Annotated in this window: 9 protein-coding genes; all 9 read right to left on the bottom strand. The window is 73.2% G+C overall.

Translation table 11 applies throughout. The features are described from left to right. Nucleotides 1–241 precede the first annotated feature (241 nt). Nucleotides 242–1,018: a cell division protein FtsQ/DivIB gene (locus tag ACIRS1_RS04900; RefSeq protein WP_387898420.1), complete on the bottom strand. Its 777-nt coding sequence runs from the start codon at nt 1,016–1,018 to the stop codon at nt 242–244. Then, complete coding sequence (murG, locus tag ACIRS1_RS04895) at nt 1,011–2,117, bottom strand: undecaprenyldiphospho-muramoylpentapeptide beta-N-acetylglucosaminyltransferase (RefSeq protein WP_360207338.1); 1,107 nt, start codon at nt 2,115–2,117, stop codon at nt 1,011–1,013. Before murG ends, ACIRS1_RS04900 begins: the two co-directional genes overlap by 8 nt. 6 nt (nt 2,118–2,123) lie before the next feature. Then, complete coding sequence (gene ftsW, locus ACIRS1_RS04890; RefSeq protein WP_402836800.1) at nt 2,124–3,431, bottom strand: putative lipid II flippase FtsW; 1,308 nt, start codon at nt 3,429–3,431, stop codon at nt 2,124–2,126. Between the two features lie 153 nt (nt 3,432–3,584). After that, nucleotides 3,585–5,051, bottom strand: a complete 1,467-nt coding sequence (gene murD / locus ACIRS1_RS04885; protein WP_402836798.1) for a UDP-N-acetylmuramoyl-L-alanine--D-glutamate ligase — start codon at nt 5,049–5,051, stop codon at nt 3,585–3,587. Next, nucleotides 5,036–6,097 (bottom strand): phospho-N-acetylmuramoyl-pentapeptide-transferase, encoded by a 1,062-nt coding sequence (mraY, locus tag ACIRS1_RS04880; RefSeq protein ID WP_360207344.1) that lies wholly within the window; start codon nt 6,095–6,097, stop codon nt 5,036–5,038. The genes murD and mraY overlap by 16 nt, the downstream gene beginning before the upstream one ends. Next, a complete protein-coding gene (gene murF / locus ACIRS1_RS04875) occupies nt 6,097–7,500 on the bottom strand; it encodes a UDP-N-acetylmuramoyl-tripeptide--D-alanyl-D-alanine ligase (protein ID WP_360207347.1) in 1,404 nt (467 codons plus the stop codon). Before murF ends, mraY begins: the two co-directional genes overlap by 1 nt. Further along, nucleotides 7,497–9,149 (bottom strand): UDP-N-acetylmuramoyl-L-alanyl-D-glutamate--2,6-diaminopimelate ligase, encoded by a 1,653-nt coding sequence (locus ACIRS1_RS04870; protein WP_402836795.1) that lies wholly within the window; start codon nt 9,147–9,149, stop codon nt 7,497–7,499. Before ACIRS1_RS04870 ends, murF begins: the two co-directional genes overlap by 4 nt. A gap of 6 nt (nt 9,150–9,155) precedes the next feature. Beyond that, nucleotides 9,156–11,462 carry a penicillin-binding transpeptidase domain-containing protein gene (locus ACIRS1_RS04865; protein WP_402836793.1) on the bottom strand — a complete coding sequence of 769 codons (2,307 nt, stop codon included), beginning with the start codon at nt 11,460–11,462 and terminating at the stop codon, nt 9,156–9,158. Next, nucleotides 11,459–11,950, bottom strand: a complete 492-nt coding sequence (locus tag ACIRS1_RS04860) for a hypothetical protein (protein ID WP_402836791.1) — start codon at nt 11,948–11,950, stop codon at nt 11,459–11,461. Before ACIRS1_RS04860 ends, ACIRS1_RS04865 begins: the two co-directional genes overlap by 4 nt. Nucleotides 11,951–12,004 lie beyond the last annotated feature (54 nt).

Here is a 12,004-nt window from a genome sequence, read left to right as displayed (position 1 = left end):
CCAACCCTAAACTTGACCTTTAGGGTTAGTCCTGTGCCTCCGTCACATCACCAGGGGGCACAGTCTGGTGACACAGGACACTAGGTGGCTCCGGGCACGCGTTTCAACGAACACGCCGAGCTTCCCTTTTTCTTTTGAGCCTATGTGATCATCGGCCGGCTAACGAAACCGGGGTGACCACCAAGGGTCGGGCCGACACTTCGAGGCGTCAACCCCTCCCTCAGGCACAGAACCTACCGGATCATCCCGACACCGCCGGCGCCTCCGGCGCACTCACGTCAAAGTTCGTGCCCTTCTGACCCATCAACGCCACCAGGACCCGGGCCTTTCGATCGATCTGTTCCGGACTCCCCCAGCGCACCGTCGCACCCCCGCTGAGCTGCAGCTGGATGTCGTCGTAGGAATGCACGAGAACGGCCCCGGCCCGCTTGGCCACCTCGGGCGGCAGACCGGCCGCCACCGAGACCGCGCCCTGCACCAGCTGCGCGCGGGAGATGACCCCGTCCGAGTCCTTCGCCTGCTGACTGAGCCGCAGTTCCACCACCGGGACCCCGGCCGGCGGGGCCGACTCGGTGGCGAAGCTCACGCCGGCGGCGTCCACCTGGGTGAACCGGCCGTCGTCCCCCTTGACGGCGGCCACCGGAGTGCGCTGGACGACCTTCACCTGGAGGGTGTGCGGCCAGCCCCGCCAGACCTCGGCCTTGGCCACCCGCGGGATCGCCTCCACCCGGTGCTGCACGGCGTCCAGGTCCACCCGGGCCAGCGGGCCGTCGCCGACCCGGCCGATCGCCTCGCGGACCTGGTCCGCCGTCAGCTTGTCGTCCTTCGCCCCCTGGACGGCGACCTCGCGCACGTCCAGCACCGAGGAGAGGAAGACCACCCAGGCCAGCACGCCGAGCACCGCGGCACCGAGCACGCTCAGCACCACGACGCCCCGCCGGGAGAGCCGGAGGCGGGGAGCGGACTCCTCGTCCTCCAGCTCGTCCTCCAGCGGGTCGGCGAGCCGGCCGTCAGCCACGGCGGCGGCCGCCGCGGGAGGCCTCGATCGCCTCGTAGACCATGCCGACCAGCAGGTCGTCGGCGTCCCGGCGGCCGAACTCGGCGGCGGCCCGGCTCATGTCCCACAGCCGCTGCGGGTCGGTGAGCACCGGCAGCACGTTCTGCAGCACCCAGTCCGGGGTCAGCTCGGCGTCGTCCACCAGCAGGCCGCCGCCGGCCTTGACCATCGGCTGGGCGTTCAGCCGCTGCTCGCCGTTGCCGATCGGCAGCGGGACGAACGCGGCGGGCAGCCCGACGGCCGCCAGCTCGGCCACCGTCATGGCGCCGGCCCGGCAGAGCATCAGGTCGGCGGCCGCGTAGGCGAGGTCCATCCGGTCGACGTACGGCACCGCGCGGTACGGCGGCATCCCGGGGATGTCCTCCACCTGCGGCAGCTCGTTCTTCGGGCCGACCGCGTGCAGGATCTGCACGCCGTACTGCTGCAGCCGCGGGGCGATCGCGGTGACCGTCTCGTTCAGCCGGCGCGCGCCCTGGGAGCCGCCGGACACCAGCAGGGTGGGCAGCCGCTGGTCGAGGCCGAAGTAGTGCCGGGCCTCCGGACGGGCGGCGCCGCGGTCCAGGGTGGCGATGGTCCGGCGCAGCGGGATGCCGATGTACCGGGAGTCGCGCAGCTTGCTGTCCGGCGTGGACACCGCCACGAAGTCGCTGTAGCGGGCGCCGATCTTGTTGGCCAGACCCGGACGGGCGTTCGCCTCGTGCACCACGATCGGCACCCCGGCCCGCTTGGCGGCCAGGTAGGCGGGCATCGCGACGTAGCCGCCGAAGCCGACCACGGCGTCCGCCTTGACCCGCTCGATGATCTCCTGGGCGGCCCGCACCGTCCCGCGCAGCCGGCCCGGGACGGTGATCAGCTCCGGGGTGGGCTTGCGGGGCAGCGGGACGGCCGGGATGAGCTCCAGCTGGTAGCCGCGCTCGGGCACCAGCCGGGTCTCCAGACCGCGCTCCGTTCCCAGGGCGGTGATCCCGATCGACGGGTCGTGCCTGCGGAGGGCGTCCGCGAGGGCCATGGCCGGCTCGATGTGACCGGCGGTCCCCCCGCCGGCGAGTACGACATGCACCGAAATTCACCGCTCCCTGCGTGCCGGCACCGGGGCCGGGCGCGCTGTGGTTCGTCGTCGTGGCAGCACCCGGGCCAGTCGCTTCCTGATCCGGGAGTTCTTGCTCCGGGCGGCCAGCGCCGCCTTCGCGCCCGAGGTGCTGCGCGCCAGGCACAGCAGCACTCCGATCGCGGACATGGCCGACAGCATGGCGGAACCGCCGTAGGAGAACAGCGGGAGCGGGACGCCCGCGATGGGCAGCAGTCCCAGCGCCGACCCCAGGTTGATCATGGCCTGCGCCATGATCCAGGTGGTGGCGGCTCCCGCGGCGTACCTGACGAAGGGGTCCCTCGTACCGATGGCCACACGGATACCCGCGTAGCCTAGTGCCGCGAAGAGGCCGATCACCGACAGCGTCCCCACCAGGCCCAGTTCCTCGCCGGTCGCGGCGAAGATGAAGTCGGTGTGCGCCTCGGGCAGCTGGCCCCACTTCTCGACGCCGGCGCCCAGCCCGGTGCCGAAGCCGCCGCCGTTCGCGAACGCGAAGACGCCGTGCAGGGCCTGGAAGCAGGCCCCCTCCGGGTCGAGCTTGGTGACGCCGATGCAGCTCAGCCGCTCGGCGCGGTGCGGGACGGTCACCACCAGCGCGGTGCAGACCACGACCGCCACCCCGAGGGTGGCCACGAACAGCCGCAGCGGCGCCCCGACCATCCAGAGCAGCGCGAACAGCATCGCCACCAGGATCATCGAGGTGCCCATGTCGCCGCCGAACATGATCAGCGCGAGCAGCAGCAGGGCCCCCGGCACCAACGGGACGAGCAGGTGCTTCCAGGAGGTCAGGGTGCCGGTCTTCTGCTTACGGGCGAGCAGGTCGGCGCCCCAGAGCACCAGCGCGAGCTTGGCGAACTCGGAGGGCTGGAACTGGAAGAACCCGAAGTCCAGCCAGTTCTGGTTGCCGTTGATCCGCACCCCGATGCCGGGCACGGCGACCAGTGTGAGCGCGCCGATCACCCCGAACATCACCGGGTAGACGATCACCCGCAGCACGGCCAGCGGCACGGAGGCGAAGCCGATCAGCAGGACCAGCCCCAGGGTGGCCGCGACCAGCTGTTTGAGGAAGTAGTACTGGGCCGAGTGGTGCTGGCCCAGCGCGAGGATCTGCGAGGCCGAGAACACCATCATCAGGCCGAGGACGACCAGCAGCAGCGTGGTGCCGACGACCAGCAGGTAGGGCGTGAGCGGGCGGTCCAGCCAGTACCGCAGCCGGTCCCGGAAGGCCCGGACCCGGGCCAGCGGCCCGGCCGACTTGTACTTGGTCGTGGTGGCGGAGATCACTCGCCACGGCTCGGCGGCACCCTGCTCCGAAACGCCGGAATCCGCTCTGCCCTGCCCCGCCACCACGCCCCTACCCGTTCTCCCTGTACGCGGCTCGTCCGCCCGAGGGCCGCTCCGATCCGGCGCCGACGGTCGTCGGCGCGGTCCCGAGGCTCACTCGCCGGCGTCCGCCAGCTCCCGGACGGCCGCCGCGAAGAGGTCGCCGCGCTCGCCGTAGTTGGTGAACATGTCCATCGAGGCGCAGGCCGGCGCCAGCAGCACCGTGTCACCCGATCGGGCGAGCGACGCGGCCGCACGGACCACCTCGGCCATCGCCACCGCGCCAGTCTGGCCCTCGGCCGCCTCGATCACCGGGACATCCGGAGCGTGTCGCTCCAGCGCCTCCCTGATCAGCGCGCGGTCCTGGCCGATCAGGACGGCTCCCCGCAGCCGCTCGGCCGCGCCCTGGACGAGGTCGTCGAACGTCGCGCCCTTGGCCAGGCCGCCGGCGATCCAGACGATCGGCCGGTAGGCGGCCAGCGAGGCGGCGGCGGCGTGGGTGTTGGTGGCCTTGGAGTCGTCGATGTAGGCGACCTCGCGGACCACTCCGACCTCCGCGATCCGGTGCGCGTCCGGGCGGAAGGCCCGCAGGCCCTCCCGGACGGCCTTCGGCTCGACGCCGTAGGCCCGGGCCAGCGCCGCCGCGGCGAGCGCGTTGGCGATGTTGTGCGGGGCCGGCGGGTTGACGTCCTCGACGGAGCCGAGCTCGGCCGCGCTCTTGGCCCGGTCGGCCACGAACGCGCGGTCCACCAGCAGGCCGTCGACCACGCCGAGGTTGGACAGGCCGGGGGCACCGAGGCCGAAGCCGACCGCCCGGCAGCCCTCCTCGACGTCGGCCTCGCGGACCAGCGCCTCGGTGGCCGGGTCGGCCAGGTTGTACACGCAGGCGACGACGTTGCCCTCGTAGATCCGGCCCTTGTCGGCGGCGTAGGCCTCCATCGAGCCGTGCCAGTCGAGGTGGTCGGGGGCCAGGTTGAGCACGGCCGCCGAGTACGGGCGCAGCGAGGGCGCCCAGTGCAGCTGGTAGCTGGAGAGCTCGACGGCGAGCACGTCGTACGGCTCCTCGGCGAGCACCGCGTCCAGCACCGAGACCCCGACGTTGCCGACGGCGGCGGTGCGCCGGCCGGCGGCCGTGAGGATCGAGGCGAGCATCTGGACGGTGGTGGTCTTGCCGTTGGTGCCGGTGACGGCCAGCCAGGGGGCCGGCTCGCCGGTGCCGGGCAGCGGGCGGCGCAGCCGCCAGGCCAGCTCGACGTCGCCCCAGACCGGGACGCCGGCGGCGTCGGCGGCGGCGAACAGCGGGCTGTCCGGGGCCCAGCCGGGCGAGGTGACGATCAGCCGGGTGCCCTCGGGCAGGCTGTCGCCGTCGCCGAGGCGCACCGCGGCGCCCAGCGCCTCCAGTTCGGCGGCCCGGGCGACCAGGCCCGGGCCGCTGCCGCCGTCCACCACGGTGACCGCGGCGCCGAGGCCGCGCAGCACCCGCGCGGCGCTGATGCCGGAGACGCCGAGGCCGGCGACGACGACGGGCAGGTCGGTGAAGTCGGGGTTCGTCAGCCCGGGGTCGGTCATCCGGTCACCCATCCCGCGTAGAAGAGGCCGAGGCCGACGGCCACGCAGAGGCCCTGGATGATCCAGAACCGGACCACGATCAGGACCTCGGTCCAGCCCTTGAGTTCGAAGTGGTGCTGCAGCGGGGCCATCTTGAAGACGCGCTTGCCGGTCATCCGGAAGGAGCCGACCTGGATGATCACCGACAGGGTGATGATCACGTAGAGGCCGCCGAGCAGCGCGACCAGCAGCTCGGTGCGCGAGCAGATCGCCAGACCGGCCAGGGCGCCGCCGAGGGCGAGCGAGCCGGTGTCGCCCATGAAGATCTTGGCGGGCGAGGTGTTCCACCACAGGAAGCCGAAGCAGGAGCCCATCAGGGCGGCGGCGACGACGGCGAGGTCCAGCGGGTCACGGACGTCGTAGCAGTTGGCGGTGGCGGTGATGGAGTAGGCGCAGCTCTGGGTGTACTCCCAGATGCCGATGAAGGTGTAGGCGCCGAAGACCATCACCGACGCACCGGTGGCCAGGCCGTCCAGACCGTCCGTCAGGTTCACGCCGTTCGACATCGCGGCGATCATGAAGTACGCGAAGATGACGAACAGCACCGGGCCGATGGACCAGCCGTAGTCCCGCACGAAGGACAGGTGCTGGGAGGCCGGGGCCAGCCCGCGGTCGTCCTGGAACTGCAGCGCCAGCACGGCGAACCCGAGGCCGACGATCGACTGGCCGGCCAGCTTCGCCTTGGCCCGCAGACCGAGCGAGCGGCGCTTGACCACCTTGATGTAGTCGTCCAGGAAGCCGACCAGGCCGAGCCCGGCCGTCAGGAAGAGCACCAGCAGCCCGGAGACGGTGGGGCTCTCGCCCGTTATCGCCTTGGTCGCGAAGTACGCGATCAGGGTCGCCAGGATGAAGGCGATGCCGCCCATGGTGGGCGTGCCCTTCTTGCTGTGGTGCGCCTTCGGGCCGTCGTCGCGGATGTACTGGCCGTAGCCGTGCTTGGCGAGCAGCTTGATCAGGGCGGGGGTACCGAGCAGCGACAGGATCAGACCGATCATGCCGGAGAAGAGGATCTGCTTCATTACTCGGCCACACCGTCCGCGAGGAGGGCCTCGGCCACCTTCTCCAGTCCCACCGAACGGGACGCCTTCACCAGGACCACATCCCCCGGGAGCAGCTGACTGCGCAGCAGCTCGACCGCCGCGTCCGCGTCGGACACCAGCACCGACTCCTCACCCCACGAACCTTCGTTCCTCGCGCCGAGTTCCATGCAGGCCGCCTCTCGTCCGCCGACCGCCACCAGCTTGGTGACGTCGAGCCGGACCGCGAGCCGCCCGATGGCGTCGTGCTCGGCCAGGCTGTCCTCGCCGAGCTCCCGCATCTCGCCGAGCACCGCCCAGGTGCGACGGCGCTCCGGACCGCGGCCCCCCATCGAGACCAGCGCCCGCAGCGCGGCCCGCATCGAGTCGGGGTTCGCGTTGTAGGCGTCGTTGACGACGGTGACACCATCGGCCCGGTCGACGACCTCCATGCGCCAGCGGGACAGCGCACCCGCCTCGCCCAGGGCTGTCGCGGTGTCGTCGACGGACATCCCGAGCTCCACCGCCACCGCGGCGGCGGCGAGGGCGTTCGAGACGTGGTGCTCACCGTACAGGCGCAGCTGCACGGGCGCGGAACCGGCCGGGGTGGTGAGCGTGAACGATGGCCGGCCGGTGGCGTCCAGGCGAACGTCCGTGGCCCGGACGTGGGCGTCCGGTGATTCGCCGAACAGGACCACCTTCGCCCTGGTACGGGACGTCATCGCGCGCACCAGCCGGTCGTCCGCGTTGAGGATCGCGGTGCCCTCGGCGGGCAGCGCCTCGACGAGCTCGCCCTTGGCCTCGGCGATCGCCTCCTGGGAGCCGAACTCGCCGACGTGCGCGGTGCCGACGTTCAGCACCAGGCCGATCCGGGGCGGGGTGATCGTGGTGAGGTACTGGATGTCGCCCTTGTGCCGGGCGCCCATCTCCATGACCAGGTGCCGGGTGCCGGCCTCGACCCGCAGCGCGGTCATCGGGTGGCCGATCTCGTTGTTCAGCGAGCCGGGCGGGTAGACGGTCTCGCCCAGGCGCTGGAGCAGCTGGGCGATCAGGTCCTTGGTGCTGGTCTTGCCAGCCGAGCCGGTCAGCGCGACGACGGCGGTGGCCTCGGCTCGGGCGACGACGGCGCGGGCCAGCTTGCCGAGGGCGTCCACCACGCTGTCGACCATGACGGCGGGGACGCCGACCGGGCGGGAGGCCAGCACCGCGACGGCGCCGGCCGCGACGGCGGTCGCCGCGTAGTCGTGGCCGTCCACGTGCTCGCCGACGAAGGCCGCGAACAGGCCGCCGGGGCGCACCTTCCGCGAGTCGACCTCGACCGGGCCGGTCACCAGGGTGTCGGGGTCGGCGCCGTCCAGGGTTCCCCCGACTGCGGCGGCCACCTCGGCGAGGGTCAGTGCGATCACTGCTGCTCTACTCCTCGGTCGCCCCGGGCGGCCGTGGCCTGCGTGACGGACTCGCGCAGCACCTCCCGGTCGTCGAAGGGGCGGATCTCGTCTCGTACGTACTGGCCGAGCTCGTGGCCCTTGCCGGCCACCAGCACGGTGTCCCCGGCCCGGGCGCGCGCGACGGCGAGCCGGATCGCCTCCGCCCGGTCCGGGACGACCAGGACGGCCCCGCGCTCCGCCTCCGGCACCGCGGCGGCGCCGTCGAGCATGGTGGCGAGGATCGCCAGCGGGTCCTCGCTGCGCGGGTTGTCACTGGTCAGCAGGGCGGTGTCGGCGAGCCGGGCGGCGATGGCGCCCATCGGCCCGCGCTTGTGCGGGTCGCGGTCGCCTCCGCAGCCCACGACGACGTGCAGCCGGCCCTTGGTGACCTCGCGCAGCGAGCCGAGGACGGCCCGCAGGGCGTCCGGCTTGTGCGCGTAGTCGACCACCGCGACGAAGGGCTGTCCGGCGTCCACCCGCTCCAGCCGGCCCGGCACGCCGGGGACGGCGGCGACGCCGGCGACGGCCTGCTCCAGCGGCAGCCCGGCGGCGACCAGCAGGGTGATCGCGGCCACCGTGTTGGCGACGTTGAAGGGGCCGGGCAGCGGCGCGACGGCGTCGGCCTCGGCGCCGTCCGGGCCGAGCAGCCGGAAGGTGGAGCTCACCGGGCCCAGCTGGACGTCCACGGCCCGCCAGTCGGCCTCGACGGCACCGTTCGCGGAGAAGGTGGTCACCGGGATCTCGGCCTCGGCGGCCAGCCGGCGCCCGTACTCGTCGTCCAGGTTGACCACGCCGTGGCGGGACTTGCCGGGCTGGAAGAGCCGGGCCTTCGCCTGGAAGTAGTCCTCCATGTCCGGGTGGAAGTCGAGGTGTTCGGGCGTGAGGTTGTTGAACAGGGAGACGTCGTACGCCACCCCGTCGGTGCGGCCGTAGACCAGGGCGTGGCTGGAGACCTCCATGGTCACCGCGTCGGCGCCGCGCTCGGCCATCACGGCGAGGATCGCGTGCAGGTCGGTGGCCTCGGGGGTGGTGCGCTCGCTCTTGATCCGCTCGCTGCCGACCCGCATCTCGACGGTGCCGATCACCCCGGGGGCCCGCCCGGCGCCGCGCAGACCGCCCTCGACCAGGTAGGAGGTGGTGGTCTTGCCGTTGGTGCCGGTCAGTCCGATCATCAGCAGCCGCTCGGACGGACGGCCGTAGACGGCGGCCGCCAGTTCGCCCATCCGGGCCCGCGGCCGGTCGACGACGAGCAGCGGCAGACCGGTACCGGCGGCCAGCTCGGCGCCGGCCGGGTCGGTGAGCAGCGCCACCGCGCCCGCCGCCGCGGCCTGCGCCGCGAAGGCCGCGCCGTGGTGGTTGGCGCCGGGGAAGGCCACGTACACGTCGCCCGGGCGCACCGCGCGGGAATCGTGGGTGACGCCGCTGACGGCACCCCCCTCGACGGGGTCGAGGCCCAGCTGGCGGGCCAGCTCGGCGAGCGGCAGGGCGGCGGTCCCGGCCGGGCGCGGCGGACTCACGGTGATTTGATCGGGTTTCGGCACGGCGGGAAGGCTATCCGCCGAAGGGTGCCCAGGGCCAAACCGGGCCTTCGCCGCGCCGTCGTCCAGGCCGGCCCGTTCGTTGCTCATCCTCGCTCACGGCTTCCACTCGACGGGCAGGTTCGGCGCCTGGCTGCCGCTCGGCGGGACCTGCAGGGTCTTCAGGGTGAACTCCATCACCTGCTTGAACACCGGGCCGCAGAGCTGGCCGCCGAAGTGGCCGTTGACCGGGCCCTGCAGGGTGCAGGAGACGGTCACCCGGGGTGCGTCGGCGGGGGCGAACCCGATGAAGGAGGAGGTGTAGCCGTCGTAGCCGACGCCGTTGGCGGCGCCCCGGTCGGCGGTGCCGGTCTTGCCGGCGACCCGGTAGCCGGGGATGGCCGCCTTGCCGCCGGTGCCCTGCTCGTCGTCGACGACCGACTCCAGCATCGAGGTGAGGGTCTTCGCGGTCTGCTCGCCGACCACCCGGGTCTGCTCGCCCGGCGGGGTCGGGGTGTACCGGCCGTCCGGGCTGGTGACGCCCTGGACGATGCTCGGCGCGACCCGGACGCCACCGTTGGCGATGGTCGAGTAGACCGAGGTCGCCTGCAGCGCGTTCATCTGCAGCGGGCCCTGGCCGAAGGAGATGTTGTACTTCTCCGAGGCGACCAGGTCCTCCGGCTTCTTCAGCATCCCGGAGGCTTCCCCCGGGAAGTTCAGCCCGGTCGGCCGGCCGACGCCGAACTTGCGCATGTAGGAGTCCAGGACCTTGTTGGACTCCAGCTGGTCGGCGCCGAGCGTCTCGATCGCCTCGATGGTGCCGATGTTGGAGGACTTGGCGAGCACCCCGGCCAGCGTCAGGTACCAGGGGTCGTGGTTGACGTCGTCCTTGAACTGCTGCCCGGCCCGGACCAGCCGGTTGGGCACGGTGACCTTGGTGTCCCAGTTGGCCTTGCCGGTGTCCAGCACGGCGGCCAGGCTCATCAGCTTGGCGGTGCTGCCCGGCTCGTAGGCGTCGACCAGCGCCGGGTTGCCCAGCTGCGACTGCTTGGCGGTGCTGAGGTCGTTCGGGTTGATGCCGGGGGCGGTGGCCATGGCGAGGACCTGGCCGGTCTTGACGTCCTGGACGACGACGTAGCCCTTCTCCGCCCCCGAGTTGGCCACCTGGTCGGTGATCGCCCGCTGGGCGGCCCACTGGACGTCCCGGTTGATGGTCAGCTTGATGTCGTTGCCGGGGACGGCCGGGTCCCTCGACCCGCCTGCGGTGGGCACCAGCCGGCCGCCGGACTGGGCGTAGCTGCTGTGCCCGTCCTTGCCCGCCAGCTGCTTCTGGTACTGCAGCTCCAGGCCGCCCGCGCCCTCGCCCTCGCCGTTGACGAAGCCGACCAGGTTGGCGGCCAGGCCGTCGGCCGGGTAGACCCGCTTCTGGGTCTCCCGGTTGAACACGCCGGCCAGCGGGTTGGCGCACTCGTTGTCGACCCGGGTGCGGCCGCCCTGGTCGGCGGGCTTGCCCAGGAGCCGCTTCTGGGCCTGGCAGGTGCGCGAACCGGCCTGCTTCTCCAGGCCCGCCTTGAGGTCGCTGATCTGGTTCTTGGCGGCCGGGGTCTGCTGGGCGGCGAGCCGCTTGTAGCGGGTCTTGGGGGTGTGCAGGTCCGCGGCGATCCGGTCCTTGGGCACGCCGATGATCGGCGACAGCAGCGCCGCCGCCTGCTCCGGGGCGTCGGGGATGCCGGTCGCCTCCGGGGTGAACATCGCCGGGTCGGCGGTGATGTCGTACGCGTCGACGGTGGTGGCCAGGGCGACGCCGTCGGAGGACGTTATCGAGCCGCGCTCGGCGGTGATCGGGATGTTGAGGTAGCGGTTGGTGTTGGCGTCCGCGGCCAGCGCGTCGGCGTCCAGCAGCTGGAGCTGCACCAGGCGCCCGGCGAACACCGAGAACACCAGCGACATCGCCACGGTGATCACTCGCAGGCGGCGCTTGGGCTCGGCCAGCCGGAGCGCCCTGGGGCGCTGCAGCGGGCGGCGCGGCCGGACGGCGGCCTGGCTGCGGGCCGGCGGGCGGCCCTCGGGGCGGCGCTGCTGCGGCGCCCGCGGGGTGCGGGCGGCGCCGGCCCCGGCGGGCTGCGCCTTGGCGGACGGGCTGCGGCCGGGCTGCTGCGACCGGGCGGGCTGGGCCTTGGCGGCGGACTGCCCGCGGGCGGGCTGCGGCTTGGCGGGCTGCGGCTTGGCGGGCTGCGGCTTGGCGGGCTGCGGCTTGGCGGGCTGGGCCTTCGGCTGCCCCTTGGCCGGCTGCCCCTTGGCGGGCTGGGCCTTGGCGCCGGACTGGCCGCGCGGCGCACCCGCGCGGGGCGCGGCGCCCTTGGGCGCCGGGCGGCGGCCGTTGCCGGAGCCCGAGCCGCCGGAGGGCTGACGTGGCGTGCTCATCGGCCGGCACCCCCGCTCGACTGCGGAGCGGGCGCGACCGGGGAGGCCGGGTTGATCTGGACGACGGAGTCGCCGGCCGTCGCGGCCGGGCTCGGCGGCGCGGAGGGCGCGACCGGGACCGACGGCGCGGGCGCCGGAGCGCTCGGCTGGCCGGCCGCCGGAGGCTGCTGCTTCACCGGCCACGGCTCGACCGTCGACCGCTTCACCGGCGGGCTGTCCTGCGCCGGTCCGGGCGTGCCGATCACCTTGCCGCCGTTCGGGACGTCCAGGAAGGCCATCCCGCCGGCCGGGACCATGCCCATCTCGGCGGCCCGCTTCGCCAGCGCGTCCGGCGCCGAGCTCTGGTCGATCTGGTGCTGGAGGCCCTGCTGCTCGTCGGTCGCCACGGTGGTCTGCTTCTGCAGCCGGGACAGCTCGAAGGAGCCCTCGTTGAGCGCCGTGTTCAGCGCCAGCAGCCCGAGCAGCCCCGCCGCCAGCAGCACCACCACGAGTACGGCGAAGGGCGTGCGCCCCCGTACCGGACGCCGCCCCGGCCGGACCGT

The sequence above is a fragment of the Kitasatospora sp. NPDC101176 genome (assembly GCF_044768035.1).
Lineage (GTDB): Bacteria > Actinomycetota > Actinomycetes > Streptomycetales > Streptomycetaceae > Kitasatospora.
The sequence above is the reverse complement of the archived record's forward strand: the minus strand, read 5'-3'. Positions and strand labels throughout refer to the sequence as shown.

What these genes read in the sequence shown, in the direction of transcription:
- murD (WP_402836798.1), bottom strand. Translation starts at nt 5,051, where the DNA reads ATGGGTGACCGGATGACCGACCCCGGGCTGACGAACCCCGACTTCACC.
- mraY (WP_360207344.1), bottom strand. Translation starts at nt 6,097, where the DNA reads ATGAAGCAGATCCTCTTCTCCGGCATGATCGGTCTGATCCTGTCGCTG.
- ACIRS1_RS04870 (WP_402836795.1), bottom strand. Translation starts at nt 9,149, where the DNA reads ATGAGCAACGAACGGGCCGGCCTGGACGACGGCGCGGCGAAGGCCCGG.
- ACIRS1_RS04865 (WP_402836793.1), bottom strand. Translation starts at nt 11,462, where the DNA reads ATGAGCACGCCACGTCAGCCCTCCGGCGGCTCGGGCTCCGGCAACGGC.